21 protein-coding genes and 1 pseudogene are annotated in these 22,171 nt (G+C 44.7%); 13 read left to right on the forward strand and 9 right to left on the reverse strand.

The window, feature by feature from the left end; all coding sequences use genetic code 11:
* Window positions 1-50 precede the first annotated feature (50 nt).
* Window positions 51-515, forward strand: a pseudogene (locus ED652_RS18380) (arylsulfatase); the annotation flags it as partial.
* A gap of 118 nt (window positions 516-633) precedes the next feature.
* Window positions 634-1,881 (forward strand): anaerobic sulfatase maturase, encoded by a 1,248-nt coding sequence (locus ED652_RS18385; RefSeq protein ID WP_122055737.1) that lies wholly within the window; start codon window positions 634-636, stop codon window positions 1,879-1,881.
* Window positions 1,882-2,006: 125 nt separating this feature from the next.
* Here ED652_RS18385 and ED652_RS18390 read toward each other — a convergent pair whose 3' ends face one another.
* Window positions 2,007-2,585, reverse strand: coding sequence for a TetR/AcrR family transcriptional regulator (locus ED652_RS18390; RefSeq protein WP_122055738.1), 579 nt, complete (start codon window positions 2,583-2,585; stop codon window positions 2,007-2,009).
* A 320-nt stretch (window positions 2,586-2,905) separates the two neighbouring features.
* Between ED652_RS18390 and ED652_RS18395 the strand changes: the two genes are divergently transcribed.
* Entirely contained in the window at window positions 2,906-3,562 is a 657-nt protein-coding gene (locus ED652_RS18395) for a Qnr family pentapeptide repeat protein (protein ID WP_122055739.1), read from the forward strand.
* A gap of 160 nt (window positions 3,563-3,722) precedes the next feature.
* Here the strand turns inward: ED652_RS18395 and ED652_RS18400 are convergent, their stop codons facing one another.
* Window positions 3,723-3,938 carry a hypothetical protein gene (locus tag ED652_RS18400; RefSeq protein WP_026012328.1) on the reverse strand — a complete coding sequence of 72 codons (216 nt, stop codon included), beginning with the start codon at window positions 3,936-3,938 and terminating at the stop codon, window positions 3,723-3,725.
* 477 nt (window positions 3,939-4,415) lie between these two features.
* On the opposite strand from ED652_RS18400, the gene ED652_RS18405 reads away from it, so the two are divergent.
* Complete coding sequence (locus tag ED652_RS18405) at window positions 4,416-4,676, forward strand: DUF5062 family protein (protein WP_004732406.1); 261 nt, start codon at window positions 4,416-4,418, stop codon at window positions 4,674-4,676.
* Window positions 4,677-4,809: 133 nt separating this feature from the next.
* Here ED652_RS18405 and melB read toward each other — a convergent pair whose 3' ends face one another.
* Window positions 4,810-6,237: a melibiose:sodium transporter MelB gene (gene melB / locus ED652_RS18410; RefSeq protein ID WP_122055740.1), complete on the reverse strand. Its 1,428-nt coding sequence runs from the start codon at window positions 6,235-6,237 to the stop codon at window positions 4,810-4,812.
* A 71-nt stretch (window positions 6,238-6,308) separates the two neighbouring features.
* Window positions 6,309-7,661: an alpha-glucosidase/alpha-galactosidase gene (locus ED652_RS18415; protein WP_102296939.1), complete on the reverse strand. Its 1,353-nt coding sequence runs from the start codon at window positions 7,659-7,661 to the stop codon at window positions 6,309-6,311.
* A gap of 327 nt (window positions 7,662-7,988) precedes the next feature.
* On the opposite strand from ED652_RS18415, the gene melR reads away from it, so the two are divergent.
* Window positions 7,989-8,996 (forward strand): transcriptional regulator MelR, encoded by a 1,008-nt coding sequence (gene melR / locus ED652_RS18420; RefSeq protein ID WP_102296937.1) that lies wholly within the window; start codon window positions 7,989-7,991, stop codon window positions 8,994-8,996.
* A gap of 90 nt (window positions 8,997-9,086) precedes the next feature.
* On the opposite strand, the gene ED652_RS18425 is transcribed toward melR, so the two are convergent.
* Window positions 9,087-11,336 carry a hypothetical protein gene (locus ED652_RS18425; RefSeq protein ID WP_122055741.1) on the reverse strand — a complete coding sequence of 750 codons (2,250 nt, stop codon included), beginning with the start codon at window positions 11,334-11,336 and terminating at the stop codon, window positions 9,087-9,089.
* A 291-nt stretch (window positions 11,337-11,627) separates the two neighbouring features.
* On the opposite strand from ED652_RS18425, the gene ED652_RS23815 reads away from it, so the two are divergent.
* Together ED652_RS23815 and ED652_RS18430 are read left to right on the forward strand one after the other, a co-directional pair.
* Window positions 11,628-11,783, forward strand: a complete 156-nt coding sequence (locus tag ED652_RS23815; RefSeq protein ID WP_029223582.1) for a DUF5993 family protein — start codon at window positions 11,628-11,630, stop codon at window positions 11,781-11,783.
* Window positions 11,784-11,792: 9 nt separating this feature from the next.
* On the forward strand, window positions 11,793-12,332 hold the full coding sequence (locus tag ED652_RS18430) for a disulfide bond formation protein B (protein WP_065111606.1): 540 nt from the start codon (window positions 11,793-11,795) through the stop codon (window positions 12,330-12,332).
* 106 nt (window positions 12,333-12,438) lie between these two features.
* On the opposite strand, the gene dpaL is transcribed toward ED652_RS18430, so the two are convergent.
* From dpaL to ED652_RS18445, 3 genes are all read right to left on the reverse strand, one after another.
* Window positions 12,439-13,617 carry a diaminopropionate ammonia-lyase gene (gene dpaL, locus ED652_RS18435; RefSeq protein ID WP_122055742.1) on the reverse strand — a complete coding sequence of 393 codons (1,179 nt, stop codon included), beginning with the start codon at window positions 13,615-13,617 and terminating at the stop codon, window positions 12,439-12,441.
* Window positions 13,618-13,741: 124 nt separating this feature from the next.
* Window positions 13,742-14,125, reverse strand: a complete 384-nt coding sequence (locus tag ED652_RS18440; RefSeq protein ID WP_122055743.1) for a RidA family protein — start codon at window positions 14,123-14,125, stop codon at window positions 13,742-13,744.
* Window positions 14,126-14,147: 22 nt separating this feature from the next.
* Window positions 14,148-14,825: a transcriptional regulator gene (locus ED652_RS18445; protein ID WP_017095787.1), complete on the reverse strand. Its 678-nt coding sequence runs from the start codon at window positions 14,823-14,825 to the stop codon at window positions 14,148-14,150.
* A 339-nt stretch (window positions 14,826-15,164) separates the two neighbouring features.
* Here ED652_RS18445 and ED652_RS18450 point away from each other — a divergent pair, with 339 nt between their 5' ends.
* The 6 genes from ED652_RS18450 to ED652_RS18475 all read left to right on the forward strand — a co-directional run bounded on the left by ED652_RS18450 (window position 15,165) and on the right by ED652_RS18475 (window position 21,401).
* The gene (locus ED652_RS18450) at window positions 15,165-16,328 is read left to right on the forward strand and encodes a Xaa-Pro peptidase family protein (RefSeq protein ID WP_048662519.1); all 1,164 of its coding nucleotides are present in this window, start codon (window positions 15,165-15,167) and stop codon (window positions 16,326-16,328) included.
* Window positions 16,329-16,423: 95 nt separating this feature from the next.
* Window positions 16,424-17,194: an aspartate/glutamate racemase family protein gene (locus ED652_RS18455; RefSeq protein ID WP_122055744.1), complete on the forward strand. Its 771-nt coding sequence runs from the start codon at window positions 16,424-16,426 to the stop codon at window positions 17,192-17,194.
* Window positions 17,195-17,220: 26 nt separating this feature from the next.
* The gene (locus ED652_RS18460) at window positions 17,221-18,183 is read left to right on the forward strand and encodes a DMT family transporter (protein WP_052879296.1); all 963 of its coding nucleotides are present in this window, start codon (window positions 17,221-17,223) and stop codon (window positions 18,181-18,183) included.
* Between the two features lie 80 nt (window positions 18,184-18,263).
* A complete protein-coding gene (locus tag ED652_RS18465; protein ID WP_122055745.1) occupies window positions 18,264-19,259 on the forward strand; it encodes a DMT family transporter in 996 nt (331 codons plus the stop codon).
* Window positions 19,260-19,262: 3 nt separating this feature from the next.
* Window positions 19,263-20,225, forward strand: a complete 963-nt coding sequence (locus ED652_RS18470; RefSeq protein WP_122055746.1) for a DMT family transporter — start codon at window positions 19,263-19,265, stop codon at window positions 20,223-20,225.
* Window positions 20,226-20,249: 24 nt separating this feature from the next.
* Window positions 20,250-21,401, forward strand: coding sequence for a M20 aminoacylase family protein (locus ED652_RS18475; protein ID WP_102297830.1), 1,152 nt, complete (start codon window positions 20,250-20,252; stop codon window positions 21,399-21,401).
* Window positions 21,402-21,538: 137 nt separating this feature from the next.
* On the opposite strand, the gene ED652_RS18480 is transcribed toward ED652_RS18475, so the two are convergent.
* On the reverse strand, window positions 21,539-22,168 hold the full coding sequence (locus tag ED652_RS18480; RefSeq protein WP_122055747.1) for a bifunctional 4-hydroxy-2-oxoglutarate aldolase/2-dehydro-3-deoxy-phosphogluconate aldolase: 630 nt from the start codon (window positions 22,166-22,168) through the stop codon (window positions 21,539-21,541).
* Window positions 22,169-22,171 lie beyond the last annotated feature (3 nt).

Genomic DNA, 22,171 nt, shown 5'->3' on the forward strand with positions numbered 1-22,171 from the left:
AAATGTGTACTAGAGATTGGATAGAGCTGATCAGTTAATTTTCCGGATTGGTATTAGAGGGCGAGCAAGCGCTACAACCCGGCACCCAAACCGATGACTTGTCACAAGTAAAAGACATCGCAGCCACCATTCTTGAAATTGCCGATGTACAACACCCAGGAACGGAGTATCAGGGTAGAGAAGTGGCACCAATGAGTGGTGTCAGCTTGCTGCCTTACTTCAAAGGTGAAACGGGAGAGGTGCACAGTGCCGATAATGCGATTCCATTTGAATTGTTTGGTAGCGGAATTTTGCTCAAAGGGGATTACAAGACCATCCGAATCTCTACGGGCATGGGCGGTGACAGTGAATGGCACCTGTACAACACTAAGCAGGATCCGGCTGAGCAGCATGACTTAAGAAACCAAATGCCAGACTTGTTCCTAGAGATGGTTGCTGAGTATCAAGAGTACGAAAAAGCGCAAAATATAGTCCCAGTGGATGAAGCGTGGAACCCGTTTGAGAACGTGAAATAGAGGAAATGAACCACTCGGCCAACCTAATGCCACAAGCTTGGTTGGCCGATGAACACCGTGTAAAGGAATTACGAATTGTTTTAGCTAATACAATAACTTTTACATCGAGGAATTCTTCATGACGACATTATCACTATCAAACCTGAGTTCGGTTCCGCAGTTTAACGGCAAGGCGAACAGCAAGCTTCAAGCGTTGGCAAAACCTATTGGTGCGGTCTGTAATATCAGTTGTACTTACTGTTATTACTTAGAGAAACAGCAGCTGCTTGAATACCCCAAAGGATCTCAATATGTGATGGATGAAGTCCTGTTAGAGCGTTATATCAAGCAGTACATTGAGGGGCAGAATACGCCGGAGATTATCTTTTCTTGGCATGGTGGAGAGCCTACTTTGTTAGGGATTGAATATTTTCAAAAGGTGGTCGCACTGCAGAAAAAATATTGTCCTAGTCACAGCAAGATCAGCAATGACCTTCAAACTAACGGCACCTTACTGAATGATGCGTGGTGTGAGTTCTTCAAGAACAATGACTTTATCATTGGTGTGAGCATTGATGGCCCAGAGCACTTACATAATCACTACCGAACCAACCGTGCAGGCAAAGGTACTTTTTCTCAAACAATGCGTGGTATTCGCTACTTGAAGCAACATAACGTTGAGTTTGCAACCCTAACCTGTGTGAACGATGTGACCGGAAAATACCCGTTAGAAGTTTATCGTTTTCTACGCGACGAAGTGGGTTCAAAGCAGCTGCAGCTCATCCCTGTGGTGGATAAGCGTGAGGCTCATACCAACAATCAATGGCTCACCCATCAACAAGCGATCATTCCTGTCTCTGGCGAGGTTGAGTCGTGGAGTGTCGGCTCTGCGCAATGGGGACAATTCCTCACTACCGTTTTTGATGAATGGTTCGAACACGATTTTGGTCGAGTGCTTGTGCCTTACTTTGAAAACTTCGTCGGTGTGTGGATGGGCAGAGAAAGCACCATGTGCACCTTGAGTGAAATCTGTGGAAAAGGGCTAGCGGTTGAACCCAATGGTGATGTGTATTCGTGCGATCACTACGTCTTTCCTGAGTTTCAGTTGGGCAATATTCATGAGAAGCCGCTATCGACGCTGGCATTTTCACCCGCTCAGCAAACTTTTGGGTTCGCAAAGCAAAAGTCATTGCCAAAGCAGTGCCAAACTTGTGAGTTTAAATTTGCTTGTCATGGTGAGTGCCCTAAAAACCGCATCATCAAAAGCCGAGATGGTGAGGCTGGGTTAAATTATCTCTGTGAAGGGTGGCTCAAATTCTTTCAACATATCGACCCGGTACTCAATGCTTTGCTAAAAGCCAATAACCTAGCGCCACGAATGGGATAATCGAATCAATGACGTGATAAGCAAAAGCTTAGGTAGAAAAAGAATAAGCCTAGCTAGAAAACGAACACGCCTGAAAACAAAAAGGCTCGCCATATAAAGCGAGCCTCTTAGCGTGTAGGAATTGGTTAATCTTTTGAACTCATCGCAAGCAATGTCTCTTCCATGGCATTGTTCAGAATCGAACGGTTGCGCTGCATAGCGGCCATTAGCGTAGAACCTAGCCATAAGCCATAAAGCGTGCGAGATAGTGATTCAGGATCTGCGATATTGAAATCACCCGCTTCATTCCCTTCTTCAAAGAGCTTCGACATACGCAGTATGATCTTTTCTGCGCCTTCTGCCATGGTTGATTGCAACGGGTTAGCAGAGCCTGACACTTCACCTGCTAGTTTGACCACAAGGCACTGAATATTGAAGTCTTCAGTCAGTTTCGACGCACACCAAAACTCGAAGTACGCTTTCACGCGGTCTCGGCGAGATAGAGTCTCATCACTTAGAAAGTCATTAAGCTTAACTAGGTGCTCATCAAAATAGTCGGCTAGAAGGATCTCGCCAAAGTGTTCTTTGGATTTGAAGTAATGGTAAAAAGAACCTTTAGTTCCTTCGGCTTGGTTGATGATTTTCATCAGGCCAACACCAGCAAATCCGTGTTCATTAATAAGGCTAAACCCTGCATCGAGCATAGCTTGTCGCATGTCTTTCATTGATCTTACTCTTTATGCCGAGAATGATGATTAGTGTAGCGATATGCATACCAACCGTCCAGTCTAGAGCGTTAGGATGTTGTCGATAATTGATTCGTTTCGACAAAGTGGCTTTATATTCTCTTTATGCTTCTAAGCGACAAAACTTTTTTCACGATAAGCGCATGCCATAAAACGAAAATAACAACCTTAAAGGGCTTATTTGACACCTTAAAATGGCCAAATTGGGGTGTTTTAAGTGGCTGTTTTTGTTGGTTTTTAATTTGATGTTTTCTTAAGATCACAATGGTAGTCTTAGCTTGATTTCTTTAGGGGGCTAAATGGACACCAATAACAGCACTTATCATCAGCACAGTTTTGCTCAGCAAGATTTATCAGAGCTAACATTTACAGCCTGTACTTTTATCCGATGTGACTTCAGGCGTTCGAACTTGCGTGATGCAGCATTTATTAATTGTAAGTTCATCGAACAAGGCGATATTGAGGGGTGCCACTTTGATATTGCAGACTTACGAGACGCAAGTTTCCAGAACTGCCAGTTGGCGATGGCCAATTTTAGTAACGCCAATTGCTATGGGATTGAGCTACGTGAATGTGACTTGAAAGGGGCGAACTTTACTCGTGCGAATTTTGCCAATCAGGTGAGCAATCGCATGTATTTTTGCTCGGCATACATCACGGGTTGTAACCTGTCTTACGCTAATTTTGAACAAGCTTGTTTAGAGAAGTGTGAGTTATTTGAAAACCGCTGGATAGGAACTTACCTTGGTGGAGCGTCACTAAAAGAGTCCGATCTTAGCCGAGGCGTGTTCTCGGAAGATGTATGGGGACAATTTAGTATGCAAGGGGCTAACTTGTGTCATGCAGAATTAGAAGGGTTAGATCCTCGTAAGGTCGATACAACAGGAATCAAAATTGTCGCGTGGCAACAAGAGCAACTGCTTGAAACCATGGGTATTGTTGTGATGCCTGATTGATAGCTGTAATTTCTAACTGCAGGCTATTTGGATTGGGATATGTAAGCTTTCGTTATAGAAGAAAAGCCCAAAGCTAATAACTTTGGGCTTTTCCGTATCTGGTAGCCAGCATTTTATAATGAAGTTTAGAAAAGAGAATGCTTGGCGAATATAGGGCTGATTAATGCATACCTGAACGCATTTTGTCGCAGAGTGCAAAGAACACGAATAGGATAAAGCATACTAGCGCGACACACAGCGAGGCTATGATGGTTGTGGCATCTTTGGAAATCAGTGGAACGACGATAGAAGCCAACGCGACCAACATAACAAGGATATGAACGATTCGTCCAAGAATAGGGTTTTTATGACAGAATGAAGCCCATAGGTAACGCATTTTTAACACCCGTACAATATTAGTGGATTTATTCTATTTTCTTAATGAGTATTTTGTAAATAGATTTTGATTACAGGTGCCCATAAATATGATCTAAGTCATTCTAGTATAAAACTGGTTAAATAACATAAAGTTATTCTATATTGATAGAATGCGTAACATTTATATGAGAATCATGGTATTCCGTATTCCGTATTCCGTATTCCGTACTCCGTATTCTTTAGTATTGTAAGCCAAATATTGTTCGATTTTTGGTTTCTTGACTGAAGATCTCATTTATTGAGTCTTCTATTAAGAGGCTGGTTGCTTACTAATATTTACCTAGTAAATATCACTCAGGCTACAATCAAAATTTTAACCAGCTACACTTTTTCTGTTATTTATCAAAGCGACGCCTCAAACTGAGATCACAGTAATCTTGTCAGTTGTCGTGTTTGATATACTCATCATTCGTTCGAAAAAAATGACGGAGATGATATGTCGAAAACCGCGAAGATCATTAATGAAGATAAGCTGGTAAAAAAAGCAGTTGAGGTCGGTTTTAAGATGGCAAAACTACAAGGTTTTGATTTGCCACATTCATCCCAACCAATAAAGGTTAAAGCGGTGTATTTGTTCCTTGTAGAGGTAAATCAGATCACACCGTTACCTGATGATAAGCTTGATGGTGCCAATATTAAAAAACGTTTGGCGCTATGGATTCACAAAGCACTGCCTGATAATGACCCATTGAAGTAAGGGCGCCTTCGCGTTTATCGTCTTCAATGAAAATTCCTATGTGTTTCTAATTGAAAAAGCCTAGCGATCCCTCGCTAGGCTTTGTTGTTTTTGTATCCTTTTTTATCAATGATAAATTGCTGTTTCTTCTCGTTTACACAGCTTGTACCGGTTCTGCTGGCTTGTTGTTTTCGTTTTTATTTGAGCCATCGTTGGTGATGTGGTCATACTTTTCAGTGAGGTGATCTTGAATTTTTTGGTGATACGCGCCGTTCAGCTTGTAGAAGCGGAAGTAGATGATTAACGCAATGGCAAAGAAGAAAGCAGGTAGGCCGACCATGATGCATTGCATGCCAAATACGGTTTCAGGGCTTTGCACTACATTAGGTACATAGTCGACGGCAGTGAGCGAGATGCCGATGAAGAAAGCGGCAAATGCAGAGCCTGCTTTTACGACCAAAGTTTGCACAGAGTAAGCAATGCTTTCACAACGAGCACCCAGTTTAAATTCACCGTAATCGACCGTGTCGGCAACCATGATCACGTTGAGTACCCAAAACAGGGCAGTACCGATTTGTAGGAATACACCCGCCGTTGAAATCAACAAAATGCTTTGTTTGTTATACATGCCAACATAGATCAGAACAGCACTGCCTAAAATAGGGAAAGTGGAAGCACAAGCCCATAGAGTGCGGCGTGAGAACATTTTTGCGAGTTTAGGAAACAACACCAGTGTGATGAGGTTTGCGATGCCTGCATAAGCCATGTAGTAAGGGAACAACTCTTCGTTGCCTACAACATAGGTGAAATAGTAAACCGCGAAGGCTGTGATGATGTTGGTCGCCAAGTTGTAAGACAGTGCCATGCATAGAACGTTGGTCAATTGGTCGTTTTTGTAGATAAGTGACAGTAGCTTTTTCAGTGATACTTTTTCTTCAGGCTGTGTGGTGTCGAGGTTCGCGGTCGAATAACGTTCTTTGACATTACGCAGTGTGATAAACGTCGAGACTAAGAAACAGGCAATCAACAGTAGCGTAAATATTTGAAAACCAAACCCTTTGTCGTCACCACCTACATAGTTGACGAAGGGCATTGCAATGGCAGCGGTTACTATCCACGCGAGGCTGGCAAAGAAGCGAGGGTATGGGACTAACTCTTCGCGTTCGCGTTTATCCAAGGTGAGTGTTGGGACTAACGACCAAAAAGGAATATCCATTAGTGTGTAAGTCATGCCCCACAAAATATAAGTGACAGCGGCGTAGGCGATTAACCAAGGACCTTCGATGTAGTGTGCGCTAAACACCATGAGTAGCACGACAGAGTTGGCGAGCGTGCCAATTAAAATCCAAGGTTTGAATTTGCCCCAACGGGTGCGCGTATTGTTAACCAACCAGCCCATGATTGGGTCGTTGACCGCATCCCAAATACGGGCGACGAGAAAGATGGTTCCGACGGTAGCGGCAGAAATACCGACTACATCCGTGTAGTAAAACATTAGGTACATATAGACGATGGTGATTGCGAAGTCTTTACCAAACGCCCCAAAGCCATAACTTAGCTTGGTATTCATAGAGATACTCATTGCCACTCCTTACGCCTCCTTTGTGAGAAGGCGCTAATATTCACGTTATTGTATTTTTTATTAGTATGAAATTACTTGTTAACCCACTCTGGTAACCAACCGTCATGAGCCTCAATCAAGTCGTCAACCAGAGCGTAGATTTCTTCTATTCCAAGTACAGCGGCTGTATGTGGGTCCAGCATCGCAGCATGATAAATACGGTCGCGGTTTTCAGTGAGAATGGCTTCCGTTAATAGAGTTTGAACATTGATGTTGGTCTGCATTAATGCGGCCAAGTGGTTAGGTAGGCGACCAGCTTTGATCGGTTGCACACCATTCGCATCAACTAAACAAGCGACCTCAACACAGCAGCCTTGTGGCAAGTTGTCGATCAAGGCTTCATTTTTCACATTGCCGTAAATGACGCTCGGAGTGCCTGTCCAGATAGAATTCATGATGGTGCTGGCGTACTCATGAGATTCATCAACGGTAATTTTGTCAGCTGTTTTAAATTCTTGAAGGTCGCGTTTCCAATCGGCAATTTGCTCGACACAGCGCTTTGGGTACTCATCAAGTGGCACTTTATAACGTTCAATTAAATCTGGGCGATTTGGCTTGATAAAGTAGGGGGTGTATTCCGAAAAATGTTCAGAAGACTCAGTCACAAAGTAGCCCAATTTTTTGAACATCTCGTAGCGAACCAAGTTTGTGCAGCGACCATTGTGATAAATACCCGGCTTAGGCGCTTGGCCACTCTCAAAAGCTTCAAGTAGATCTGGATAAATATCGATGTACTCACCACTTTCTGTTTTCTTCTCAAGAGTGAGGTAGTAAGCCATGTGGTTGATGCCAGCGCAGGTATAGCGAAGGTCTGAATAGTCTAAGTCCAGATCGCGCGCTAATTCTTCTGCTGTGCCTTGTACTGAGTGGCATAAACCGACTTGTTTGATGTGCGGGTATTTCTCGTACATCGCCCACGTGTTCATCGCCATAGGGTTGACGTAGTTGAGCATAGTGGCGTTCGGACAAACCTCGGTCATATCTTCACACACGCTCCAAAGGTGCGGGACCGTGCGTAGCGAACGCATAATACCGCCTGGGCCTAGTGTGTCTGCGATGGTTTGTTCTAGGCCATGGCGTTTACACACCTCGAAATCCGTGACCGTACAAGGTTCATAACCGCCGATTTGGAAAGCGATGACAACGAAGTCTGCATCTTGTAGTGCCTCTTTTTGATTTAAGTGGCATGAAATAGAGCCAGTAGCACCAGATGATTCCATGAGCTTACTGACGACTAGGTGTGACTCTTCTAATCGGGTCTCATCAATATCCATCAGGGCGACATGAGCGTTTTGAAGTGCAGAACGATGAAAAACGTCACCAAGAATGTTCTTAACAAAAATGGTTGATCCTGCACCGATGAATGTGATCTTAGGGCTTTGCATAGTGGAATCCTTTATCTCTCTGAGTTCTTTGTTGATACAGACAAATTACACCTAGAACCCACGTCGATTCGTCTCAGATAATCAAATAGCTCTCCCGTTTTCTAATATTTTTAAATCACCCAAAGAAAATCTTAGCAAATGGGACAACTTGCTGGCTTTTAAGGAGAGAGCTTATGCAATGAAGCGAGTTTTGCACTTAAGATGCTGACTCTAATCACATTGTACTGATCTTATGAAATGGGGTATTTCGGCACTATGATCGCCTTCAGAGTTTTATTATCGAGGAACTGCTAAAAGTCATTTATACGATTTCCTAAGGAACGAGATATGCCGCAATCAACCCCTGATACGCTGAGAATTATCACTTTAGATAAGTACTCATCCGAGACCGTGTCGGTAAGCCCGCTTTCTCTTTATTCTTCCTATGAGCAAATCGATATCGAACTTAGAGCTCCTCACTCCATGCCCGGCTATCATTGGCATGGTCAAATTGAGGTGAATATTCCTTTTGGGGACGATGTGGAATACATCATTAACGGCAGCCCAATCGTGGTTAAGAGCGGATCGATTGGCTTGTTTTGGGCATCGGTACCTCATCGACTCACCAATCCCGGCCAAAGCCATAATATGGGGATCATCAACATACCGATTCATCATTTTATGTCGTGGACTCTCAGTCGGGATTTAGTCAATCAGATAACTCACGGCAGTGTGTTGCAATCGAATTCTTGTTCGCTAGTAAGTGAATTTGAAATTGCCCGATGGGTACAAGAGATAAAGCACTCGTCAGAAAGTCGCCAGCAGTTGGCCATCGATGAAATTGGCTTGATGCTTAAGCGAATCTGCCTTGATGGTTGGCAACAACTGCTCGTAAATCGACAGGACAAATCGACCTCAAAAGGGGTGTCGAAACACTCTCAATTTTATGTCAGCCAAATGTTGGAATACATTGCCACGCATCACAACCAGCCATTAACCGTGAAAGATATCGCAGAACATATTGGATTACATGCCAACTATGCAATGAACGTATTTCAACGAACGATGCAGATGACCATCAAGCAGTACATTACTGCGATGCGCATTAATCATGCTCGTGCTTTACTGAGTGATACGGACAGAACCATTCTCGATATCTCACTCACGGTGGGTTTCAATTCGAGTAGCCGATTCTATGAAACCTTCCAAACGTACATTGGCGCCACGCCGACGCAATATCGAAAAATAGCGAGGGAAGATCATCGGTGGAGCAGCCATGGAGCCAGCCCCGTGTACGACCTCGAGAAAGGCGCGTGTGATGGAAAAAGGCCGCTAACGGTCACCGATAATTTATAGGAAAAGTGGTAAGTGTTTATTCCGTTACGTAAAGATGGCTAATACCCTGAACTAGGGGCTAAGGGGCTAAGGGGCTAAGGGGTTAAGGAGCTAATAAAGCAGAAATAGCCCTTGATATCCCCCAAGCTTAACTTCGTTTACATAGTCGCCAATATTACCATTTGCATCGACTGGCCTCATTGGTTTTTTTAATGGAATGCTGAGTTTCGGTGCCGAGTAAAAGTCTGAGTTCTGTCCATGAAAGTCGGTGCGATAAAGGACACGGCCATGCTCAAACTCTCTGGCAAGCACCATGTCTTGTGGGCCACCCTCTACCGCGTAGTGATCCGATTGATAAATAAAGTAACTATGAGTTGGCAGTATTTGAACCTTACCGTTCGGCAGATCAGCATGCTCAATGTGCTCTTGGGAAGCGTTTCCCACAATCGTGTAATCAGCAGGTTGTGGGCTACTCGTTGAAAGCATCAAAGGGATGGCTTCAAACCCTTGAGGTATCGAACGAGTGGGGGAGCCTAAATCAACGGCGAGTAATGCGGTTGGTCTATAAGCCATGTTCTTTGGTATACCACTTTTCCAGAAGTTGTCTTTGGTTGTATTGTTGCTCCCATATACGTAGCCGCTGTTCCACTGGTTGAAGTTACTGTGTTTGGGGTGGTAGTTGAGAAAAAAAATAGCGAGTGTTGAGTACTGGTCTTGTTTCCAGTTTTCTTCGTTGTTTCCAAAATATTCAACTCGGCCAAAGCGCGTGGTTGCTTGAAATATCACATTTTGCTTTCTGTGTGCCAACGCAGAATTATCCCAAAATTTAGACAGCCCCGCATAACCACTGAATCCTGTCGACGGGAATAAATAATGCTCTCTCAGATAGACATTTCCCGCTTTGATTAGGTGTGATTGGCCATGCCGACCATAAAGATTGGCTGTTCCAATATTGAGCCCAACTATTGGATTGCTGTCGTGCGCTGTTAGGTTCTGTAGGAAGGAGGTGAATTGAGTTTGGTAAACTTGGTCGGCGTCATCTGAACCTACAATCAGCTCCATTTCACTGACTTTTCCACCCATATATACCTCAAACTGATTGCTGCCCATGAGCTTATTGGTGTCGTCGTTATACGCCCCGCGCAGGCCTTGCTGAGCCCAATGTTTGGAGTAGTAAGCTTGCACCGCACTTAATAACTGTGGATTAGCTAGATTGGTCAGCGCCCATGATGAATTTTGATTCCACATTCGTCCAAAAGGGATGACGCGAGATTCCCAACGAAAGCGCGCCGTGGCCGATTTGTTGGCTCGATTCTGATACTCAGAAGGTGATAAGTAGTTATCTCTATTTAGATCCGCGGCTTGGTCAAAGCCATGAATTTTCCGCCAATGTTTGGCTTTACCGGATGATTTCGAATCTACATTTGAAATGGGAAACGGTAGGTTCTTGATATCGAACTTGGGGAAACTGTCTTTTAATTGAACTTGATTTAAGCGAGGTCGAATATCGCTTGAACTGCCTTGCCAACGGATCCTGACAACGTATAAACGGCCGCCATCTCGCACAAATGTAGAACCAAAATACTGCCCGCCACCGTAGCTCTGGCCGCTGCCATCGTGAGTCGTTGCTCTGACCCAATTCGAGGGCACTCGCCAGTTTACCGCTTGGCTTTGAGTCATATTCTGTGTGTGATCGTTAATTATGTCTAAGCGATCCCATGTCGTGGCTTGGCCTAGAGCATTCGTCGATGTTGGATATTCCATATGGAATTCTCCGCCTTGTGCAAAGCGTGAAAATTCGAATGTTAAGCTATCGAACCTCTCCGAATGGTAAACGTAGAGTGCTCCGCCACGTTCGAAATTTTCAAACACATCAGCATCCCAAGGCGGCTGCTGATAAAGTGCATAGCCCGCATGTTTTTCGTCTGCGGTATAGCCAACGATCATAGGCTTACGGTTTAAAAGCGTATTTTCACCGTGCGTTGTATCCAGCTCTGCAAGAATAGTATCTTCTGAAAAGTGTAAGAAGAAGTCTTCGTAATCAATGTTGTTTTTCTCTGCCGTGTTTCTAATTTCGTCTTCCAATGTTCCCGAATTGAGTTCTAACTTTTGGTTGTACATATAGCCGATGCTATTGGCTTTTTCGTTGTCACTTTTATTGCCGTAAGCCCCAAATACCAAATCGCTATTATCTATCTCCCAATCAATCACGTTGTCTGCTGATACAGATGAGCCTTGCAGGTTGTTCCCTTGCTCATGCTGGCCGGGCAGCACAATGGCGTAGTTGGCTAAACTGGCATTTGGAAGTGCGAGGCTGATAAAGGAGAGGAGTGACAATAACGAGGTACAGTGTTTTTTCATGAAGCTTCCTAGCTACGATGGGAGTCACCTTGTAGTGGTCAATAAATACCGGGGACTCGCTAAAGCAAAAATAACAAAATGTTCTCTGAGCAATATAAGCGTAGCAAACCCTGTCAAAGAACTTATCGTCTCTAACTTGACAGCTTAGAGGTTACTAACAACTATTAAGTTGATGATTTTAAATCCGTAATCCATAGATTTACCGAAGTTGCATGATTAAGGGCGTAGGTGTGGATATTTTTATGACGTTCACCTTGAGTGAACTCGATAAATAAGGAGAGGATGCCTCTTATGATGTCTTTACTATTTTTGTTGTTACTTGTGGCGATGGTGTGCGGGTTTTTCGGCAATAAGACCGCCGCGTATGGCTTTTTCGCTGGCTCAGTGATCCTTGGTTTGTATTGGTTTAATCACCATGCGACTGACCCTCTATCGATCTTATTGTAAGGACCTAGCATGAATCGAAATCAGTTAACTCTTCTGAATACGCTTGGCTTACTGGGTATGACAGCCGTTTTGTTGATCGGCTTTATTCTTCAGTTTGTCCTCAACGAGCTTCCTTGCCCACTGTGTTTACTGCAACGAATTGGCTTTGTGATGGTCGCGTTTGGCTTCATGCTGAATGTGGTTTATGGGCCTCAACCTCGTCACTATGGGGTTGTGTTAATTGGCGCGTTGTATGGAGTGGCCACATCGTTAAGACAAGTTTCCCTACACGTGATTCCGGGCACTCCTGGTTACGGTAGCCCTATTTTTGGAATGCATTATTACACTTGGGCCTTTGTGTTGTTCGCTGCAACCATATTGGGTGTTGCCGTGATCTTGATACTAACCAATAAGGCTGAGTCTCACGAACCCTACAAAATGAGTAACTTTGGACGGATTGTGTGTTTACTAGCAATCGTGGTGGTGGCATTGAATGCTATTGCTACATTTGTAGAGTGTGGGCCATATCAGTGCCCTGATAACCCGGTGAGCTATTGGTTACTTAATTAAGGGGCTGGTGGCTCGCTAAGAGATGGGTAAGTATAAAATCTGATCTCCAAAAGAAAAGCCACAGCATACGCTGTGGCTTTGTGATTAGAGTTGTGGAGTCTTTTAGTTAGCTAGAGTGGTGTAAGCCGTTCCAAACAATGTCGCGGTATCGCGGTTGGTTGGTATCACCTTCAGTGCTAAATAACATGATGGTTGCGTCTTGGTTTAAACCTAGCTCATCACGTACTGCTTGGTCTGCACCTTCACGACATAACGTGTAAAGTAAACCCAGTGTGATAGCACCAGATTCGCCACTGATCACTTGCTCATCACTACTAAGTGGGTTGCCAAGGATACGCATACCCGTTGCTGAAACATTGTCGTCAACCGAAACAAAGTGATTGCTGCAATCGCGCAGTACAGGCCACGTTACTGGGTTTGGTTCACCGCAAGCAAGGCCTGCCATGATCGAGTTCATCTCGCCCGTTACATTAACCATTTCGCCTTTCTCGCCAGAGCGGAAAATACAATCTGCCGCCGCAGGTTCAGCAATGATGGTTTCAAAGGTGTCAGCTCCCAGTTTATCTGCAAGGAAACCCAACACACCACCTGCCATTGCGCCTACACCGGCTTGCAGAAGAACGTGAGTTGGAGCGCCGAACTCCAATGCTTGAGCTTGCTCAACCGCTTCATCTGCCATTGTCATGTAGCCTTGAGAAATCCACGTTGGGATCTCTTCATAACCATCCCATGCCGTGTCTTGAACTAGCATCCAACCGTTGTCTTGAGCGGTTTGGTTCGCCATGCGTACCGTGTCGTCGTAGTTTACTTCTGTCACGATACATTCAGCGCCTAGGCCTTGAATACGGTTAACGCTTGCTTGAGATGAACCTTTTGGCATATAAACCACGGCTTTTTGGCCCATTTTACGAGCAGCCCAAGCGACACCTGTACCATGGTTGCCTGCGGTTGCTGTAGTAAAAACAAGTGGTTTTTCTAGTTTTGAAGCGACCGTTTTAAGGTTGATCTCAGAGATATCAATGCCAAGGTGTTTTGCCAATTGGCGACCCAGAGCGTAAGAACCGCCGAGTACCTTGAATGCATTCAAACCGAAGCGTTTTGATTCGTCTTTAACGAGGATCGCCTTAACACCAAGCTGTTTAGCAAGATGTGGAAGAGACACGAGTGGAGTGGGTTGGTAGCCTTCGATCTGGCGGTGAAACTCACGCGCTTGTTGCGCTTGAGAAGCGGTAAACAGTTCGCAGACTTGACCAGTGTAGAATGAATTTTTTGATAGTTTTAACATAGGGCACACTTAGATACAGGCAGAGGAATTAAAGGCCATCAACGATGCTTAATGACCTTGTTTTTTCGTTATAGCTTCACGTTATTGGATTAAGCTATACGTCTTCAATTAAAGCGGTTCGTGATTACTTGATGTAAGCGATCGCTTCTACTTCAACTAATGCGTCTTTTGGTAGACGAGCCGCTTCAACACAAGAGCGTGCAGGTGCGTTCTCTGTACCAAATACTTCCGTGTACACCTCGTTAAATGCAACGAAGTTTTCCATATCAGATAAGAAACATGTGGTTTTAACAACGGTATCCAGTGAACCACCACTTTGTTCCAAAACTGCTTTTAGATTTTCTAGTGACATACGAGCTTGCTCTTTGATGCCACCTTCAACAAACGCCATTGTTTTTGCATCAAGCGGTAATTGACCTGAAGTGAAGATTAGGTCTTTGAATGCCATACCTTGAGAGTAAGGGCCGATTGCTGCTGGTGCTAGATCTGTATGGATTTTTGTTTTCATTTCGTTTCTCTTTATAGGATTTCTATGCTCTAAACTCGCGGATGTATTTGTAAATAGCGTGGCGAGTAATACCAAGACGCTCAGATACGAATGCTGTCGCCTCTTTTAATTCGAAAATGCCGTTCTCAAGCAATAGCTTGGTAATGGCTTTGTTTCGACCTTTTAAGTTGACTGACTCATCGTTGTCGACTTCAAAAATAGCGTGCTCAAGCGCTTGCTCAATCACTTCTGTTGTTGAAGCTCCAAAGTTCTCATGCACACCCACAGGGGCATGAGCCATGTCTGGCATTAAAGTTTTTATGATCTCAGGAAACGGGTGAGACAAGTTCATATTGATACAGAACAGCCCAATCGGTTTGCCATTTTCTCCAGCTAGCACACAGGTCGTAGATTTAAGCAGTGACCCATCTTTGCTGGTGGTGAAGTAACTCTTTGGCGTGACCTCACCAGTGCTCTCAAACACACTCAGCATTTTCAGCCCTAGATCGGTGATAGGTGACCCTACTTCTCGACCCGTGTGGTGGCCGTTCACTATCTTCACTACCGACTTTTCAAAGCTCTCAAATGAATGAATCACAACCTCACAGTGCGGACCAATAAAGTCGGCAATGGTTTCGGCTAAGCGAAAGTTCAGTGCGAGATGCTCTCTATCATTGTCGGTGAATTCAACGTTAAACGATTTATATGCTGATGCGTTCATTTTAGACCACTGTTGTTAACTTTAATTGCCTTTCATTATCTTTGGTTAATCGATGTATTTCAAGTTGCCAATTAACTTTATGTAACTATAAGACTATATATCCGCTTCCTACACAAGCCTAAAGTTACAAATAAGTACCCAAAATTGATCGTAATCAACAATATTTCCAGTTTTAGATGGTTTCTGGTCACTATAGTTAACCCTAGGATCTTGGTCACATTATTTAACTGAAATGTCAGTAAGATGCTCAGCGTAACGTAAACAAAATTGAACTATAGGGTTGGTTACTGGTTGTGAAGAGCAGCAGTGCCTACCTAAATACAATAATTAGAGGTTCCAATGACTAACTACCTAAACCGCGGCTTTGAACAAGCTGAGTTTGAACACAGAACATCACGCGCTCAAAAAGTCATGCATGAGATGAATCTGGATGCGATGATTTTCACAACCGAGCCAAACGTTCGCTACTTCACTGGCTTCCACACTCAGTTTTGGCATAGCCCAACTCGTCCATGGTTTGTCATCGTTCCTGCAGAAGGAAAGCCGATTGCGATTGTTCCTGAAATCGGAGCAAGTGGTATGGCGGGAACATGGGTCGACAACATTATTACTTGGCCTTCTCCTCGTCCTGAAGATGATGGCATTAGCTTAGTTGCTAGCGCATTGAACTCTTTGCCTTGTCGTCATGGCCGAGTAGGCGCAACGCTGGGCATTGAATCTCACCTACGTATGCCGGTGAACAACTACTTGAAATTAACCACCATGGTTAAGAAAGACTTTGTTGATGTGTCTTTAGCAATGCATGAACTTCGTCAGATCAAATCACAAGCTGAAATTGAGAAAACACGTGAAATCTGCCGCATTACTAACGTTGGCTTTAGCAAGATTCCGGGTTACGCAAAAGCCGGCATGACCGAGCGTGAAATCTGTAAACAGTTCCGTATCGATATGTTGTTAGAAGGTGCAGATGAATGTCCTTACATCATCGCAGGCTCAGGACCTGATGGTTATGACAGCATCATCATGGGCCCAACTGATCGCATTATTGAACCGGGAGATGTGTTGATCATAGATACGGGTGCTGTACGCGATGGTTACTTCTCTGATTTCGACCGTAACTGGGCATTTGGTCATGCAAGTGAGCAAACCAAAGCGGCATACCGCGCTACTTACGAAGCGACCACGAAAGGCTTCGAGGCAGCGAAACCGGGCGCAACCACGACTGACATCTACAACGCGATGTGGGGAGTATTAGAAGCCAATGGTGCATTGGGTAACGACGTTGGTCGTCTAGGTCATGGTTTAGGTATGGAGCTGACAGAGCGCCCGTCTAACACGGCTACCGACAACACAGTGCTTAAGCCAGGCATGGTGATGACACTAGAACCGGGCATGGTTTACGCACCAGGTAAGTCGATGGTTCACGAAGAGAACATCGTGATCACTGAAGACGGCGCTGAATGGTTGAGCGAACGAGCTGAACCAGAATTGATCATTATTTAGCTAAAAATTTAGCACCGTACAAATTTAACACCCTACAAAAGCTGACTCTGGACTCTGGAGTCAGCACATAAAAACTATAAAAATACGAGTTTCTCATGCAAACAATAGAACAGTTTCGACAATTTGAAATCCCATTACAGCACGTTCAGGCTCCAAGGATTGGTCGAGTTCATATCGGTCTAGTGCAACTAAGTACTGACCACTCTTTAGAGATGGACTGGGCAAAATTACTGGGAACACAAGCAGGAATGTTTAGCTCCCGTGTTTATTACAGCAGCGAAATGACTCCAGAAGCACTCGACCAAATTGCGGTTGGGATCAGCGAAGCATCCGATCTGATAGCGACGGGTTTACCCATGGATGTCATGGCGTTTGGTTGCACTTCAGCTTCTATCATTATCGGTGAAGAAAAAGTCGCTAACCTTCTTACACAAAATCGCGGTGATATTCCCGCAACCAACCCATGGACAGCTGCCCAAGCCGCATTTAAGCACTTGGGTGCAAAGAAAGTTGCCGTGTTTTCCCCCTACCCAACAGAAGTGAATTTCCCTCTTTATCAACAACTGACTGCCGCTGGCTTTGAAGTTCCTGTTTTAGGTTCACTTGGCATTGAGAAAGACACTGACATCACGACGGTTTCAAAGGAATCGATGATGGAAGCGTTGAGCAAAATGTTGCCGGGCTCTCGTGCCGATGTGGTGTTTATGTCTTGCACCAACCTTCGTGTTCTTGACCACATTCAAGAGATTGAAGATCGATTTGGTATCCCAGTCGTGTGCAGCAACTCTGCGATGTTCTGGCACTGCATGCACTTAGTCGGCAACAAAGCTCAATGTCCAGGTTACGGACAATTGCTAAATCAATAGCAACCAATGAATAAAGGAATTTTAAGATGAGTAATACAACTAAAGGTTGGTTAGCTGCCATTTTCATTGGCATGCTTTGGGGTATTCCGTGGATCGTAGGGACACCTATTTTAGAAGTAATGGATGCACAAGTCTTGGTATGGGTTCGCTATACCGTCGCTTTCATTACGCTGTTTGTGATTATCCAAGTCAGCAATGCGATGGGTAAACCACAGAAAAAAGTCGATTTTAAACTTAATTGGGCAAACCGACACGACATCTTCTGGGCGGCATGTTGCGGCATTATTGGTCAAGGTGCTTTCAGTTTTCTATCGTTCCTATCTCTTGATTACATTACTGCTTCAGAAAACGGCGTGATCCAAGGCCTTATCCCAATCATCATTTTGTGTGTCGGTTTCCTTCGCCACGGCGAGCGTTTTACACCACTACAAATCTTGGCAGCTGTTGGCGCCTTCGTTGGTGTCGCTATTTTGGTCATGGACCCTTCTGTTGAAGGCAGCGGGTTTAACATTGGTCACTTGATCTGTTTGGGTAGTGCCGCGAGCTTCTCCACGATGGCTTACGCTCGTGCCAAGCTTGCTGAGAAATATGGTTCAGTAGCGACGATGTATCACCAGTTTGTTTTTGCGGCAATTGGTTTCGGTCTTTACCTACTGGTTGTCGGCGCCGATTTCTCTTCAGCTCTCGGTATTTTCAGTTCTCCACTTCGTATGGCTTGTATTGCAATTCTGGGTGTGGGTATTTCAGGTATCAGCTACCTAATCTACATCTATGCAATGGAACGAGTCGGCGTAGACGGAACGGGTATGGCACTTAACTTGATGCCTCTGTCTTCTTTCGTCCTGGCTGTGTTTGCTCTCGGTGAAGCGGTGACGCCAATGCGACTACTAGCGATTGCAGTCGTTATTGGCTCAATGATGTTGTTCATGAAGTTTGGTAAGGCGAAGAAAAAAGCGCCTCAGCTGAAAACGGCGACAGACGTTAACTAGCGAAAAAACACTAAATAAAATTATGAGTAACAAGGCGGTGTGCGCACCGCCGTTACCTAAAAATTATGGAAGATAGACAGATGAACACAACAAACAGAGACACATTTTTAGGATGGACTGCTGCCATTGCTGTTGCCTGTATCTGGGGCGTAACTGGGGTGGTATCTAAGCCGCTCTCTATGGCTGTTGACCCTATGACATTGGTATTTTTCCGCTACGTTACTGCGGTAATTGGCCTTTCCATCATTTTCTTTTTTACATCACGTAGTAAAAGCTTGAGCGCTGACTTGGGTTCTTCGTTAAAGATCGATACCAAAGATATTGGTCGCATTGCGCTTTGTGGCATCGTTGGACAAGGGGTGTTTTCACTGTTCAACTTCCTTTCTCTTTCTCACATTGGTGCGACTGAAAACGGTGTTATTCAAGGCATGCAGCCGTTCGCGACGGTTTTCTTTGGCATGATGTTTATGAACTTCCGCATGAACAAGATTCAGTGGGGTGCTTTCATTGCTTCGGCGGTTTGTATTTACGCAATGAGTGTTGGTCCGACAAACTCCATTGAAGGTGGTACGCCACTACTAGGTTACGTTTACGTGACGTGTTCAATGTTGGCGCTGGCGTGGACTGCTCACTTACGAGCTAGCTTAGCGGACAAATACGGTTCAGTTGTTTCGATGCTTTACCAATACATCTCAGTTGCAGTAATGGGCATCATCGTTGTATTGATCATGGGCTTAGACCTATCTCAGATTTACATTATCTTCTCTAGCCCGCTGTTAATTGCTTTGCTTATTTTCTTAGGTACGGGTATCTCCGGCGGTAGCTACTTGATTCAATTGTATTCTTTCAAGCGTATCGGTGTCGAAAAGGCAACGATGGCATTAAACCTAATGCCTTTGGTTGGCTACTTAGTGGCGGTTTTAACACTTGGCGAACAGATGGCAATGGGCAAAACCATCGTTGTTTCATTAATTGTGGTCGCACTTTACGTGTTCACGAAGTTTGAGACAAAGCAGGAAGAACAATCTTCAGAAAATTTAGCTTGCGATAAAAAAGCAACACCAGAAGCGAGCTAAGTGATGAAATCAGTGACTAAAGGTTGGATGGCAGCGATTGGCGTCGGGTTGTTATGGGGCTCTGAGGGCGCATTAGCTACCTTGCCATTACAAACCATTGATGCGCGATTGTTGGTGTGGCTACGCTACATGATGGCATTCTTTGTTTTATCTTTAGTCCTGATTTTCTCAGCAATGATCCACAAGAAAACTCAAAGCAAACCGAAGTTGGCGTTTAGTTGGGATAATCGGAGCGATCTATTCAAGTTGTTGGTATGCGGTGTCGTTGGCCAAGGTTTGTTTAGCTTTCTTTCGTTTCTCTCGTTGGACTATATTTCACTGTCAGAAAATGGCGTCATTCAGGGACTTGTTCCCATTGCTATCTTGGCGATAGGTCAGCTTTTTTACGGCGCTCGATTTACTCGTATGCAAATCGTCTCTAGCGGAATCGCTTTGGTTGGCGTCACCATGTTAGTGCTAGCTCCCCCGTTTATGTATCAAGATAGAGGAGTAAACATCGGGCACCTGATTTGTCTATTGAGTGTGCTGAGCTTTGCGTCGGTGACTCATTTGCGCGCTCAGCTTGCAGAAAAATACGGTGCAACTTGCACCATGCATTATCAATTTGGTTTTGCGGCGGTTGGATTTTTCATTTACTTACTGGTTTCAGGCCTTGATGTACCAAGCCTGTTACTGGTGATTCGCCCTTCTTGGTCGTTACTCTGCATTATCGTGCTAGGTGGCTTTGTATCAGGGCTGGGCTACATCGCATACATATACGGCATAGAGCGTGTTGGTGTTGAAGGCAGCAGTATGGCTTTAAACCTCATCCCTATGTCTGCATTTTTCATCGCTGTTTTGGTGTTTGGAGAACCCATCATACCTTTTAGGGCGCTGGCTGTTGGCTTGATTATTGTGGCAATGATGCTGTTTGCTGCATCCAACAAGTCCCGCGAGATGACATCTAAAACAGTTTTAACAAATTAATTTTAAGTATTTATTGGAGTTTCCATGACTAACATTGCCAACGTTACAGAATGGCGCCGCCATTTACATCAGTACCCAGAGTTCGGCACTGAAGAGTTCATAACATCTGAATTCGTAGCGAACAAGCTCGAAGAGTTCGGCATTGAAGTTCACCGCGGTATTGGCGGAACAGGTGTGCTTGGAATTCTGAAAAATGGCACAAGCGATCGCTCGATTGGTCTACGTGCGGATATGGATGCGCTGCGCATTCATGAACAGAACACTTTTTGTCACGCTTCAAAACATGAAGGAGCGATGCACGCTTGTGGACATGATGGCCATACCGCGATGCTACTGGGTGCGGCGCAAGAGTTAGCAACCAGTAAGCAATTTGATGGCACTGTATACTTCATTTTCCAACCAGATGAAGAGCGAGGCACAGGAGCGAAAGCGATGATCGCTGATGGCCTGTTCACTCGTTGGAATATGGATGCGATTTACGCTATGCATAACTTACCGGGTATCCCAGAAGGTAAGTTTGTGACCCGTCCAAGCTCGCTTATGGCAAGTGAAAGCAGTTTTGAGATTGTGATCAAAGCGACGGGCGGCCACGCGGCGATGCCACACATGGGAACCGATCCGATTGTTGTTGGAGCTCAGGTGGTCACAGCACTGCAAACCATCGTTTCGCGTAATTTGAGCGCCATTGATGAGACGGCGGTTATCTCGGTGACTAATTTTGTTACCAATGGCACCGTGAATGTGATTCCTTCGCAAGTGACTATTTCTGGTGACACTCGCAGCTTTACCGATCAAGCATTGCATAAAATTGAGAAAGCGATTGAGCGTGTTGTCGCTGGCCAGTGCATGTCGGCAGGTGTTGATTATCAATACCACTTCAACAACAGCTTCTTATCAACGATTAACACGCCTGAAGAGACGGCTCACGCAGTGAAAGCAGCACAAGCGGTTGTTGGTGAAGATAATGTGAATGGAGCATGTGAACGCTTCACCATCAGTGAGGATTTCTCGTTCATGTTACGCGAAGTAAAAGGGTGTTATGTGCTAGTTGGGAATGGTGTTGGTGAATGTGGAGGCACTGCGCTTCATAATCCACACTACGATTTCAACGATAACATTCTGGAGCATGGTGTAGGGTTCTGGAAGACTTTGGTAGAACAACAATTGTCACAGTAAGTTGATGAAAAAAAGAGCGAGAGGCTAACCTCTCGCTCTTTTTGTATGTAAGGCGTTCTCAAATTGGTGAACGGTTTTGCTGGTTTGCTGGTTTGCTGGTTTGCTGGTTTGCTGGTTTGCTGGTTTGCTTAGTTTACTTAGCGATTCACCTGCTCAACAATCTCTCGCGTTAGGCGGGCAATCTCATCCCACTCTCCGTTTTCAACGAGCTTCTTATCCACCATCCAAGTGCCACCGCAGGCTAATACCTGAGGTACAGCCAAGTAATTATCGATGTTTGATGACGTAATGCCGCCTGTAGGCATTAGCCGAATATCGCCGTATGGGCCGACTAATGACTTAACCATACTGATGCCGCCTGATGCTTCTGCTGGGAAGAATTTGAGTGTCGTTAAACCCATCTCTAATGCCGCTTCAACGGTGCTTGGGTTGTTCACACCCGGGATAATATCAATGCCGATCTCTTGGCATGCTTTAACCGTGTTTGGATTGAACCCCGGTGATACCACAAAGGTTGCGCCTGCTTCTTTCGCGGCCTGTGCTTGTTCACCATTCAAAATTGTTCCGGCACCAATCAGAATGTCAGGCTGAGCTTCTCGTAGCAGTCGAATAGCTTCAACAGCGGCGTCAGAACGAAAAGTAATTTCTGCTGCAGGCAGACCGTTTTCCGCTAAAACTTTACCTAGTGGAATAATATCTTCAGCGTTATCAATCGCGATAACAGGGATAACTTTAAGTGCTTTTAATTGGTCATTAATTGTAGGCATGGT

The organism is Vibrio sp. Evd11 (assembly GCF_900382755.1).
Classification (GTDB): domain Bacteria; phylum Pseudomonadota; class Gammaproteobacteria; order Enterobacterales; family Vibrionaceae; genus Vibrio; species Vibrio lentus.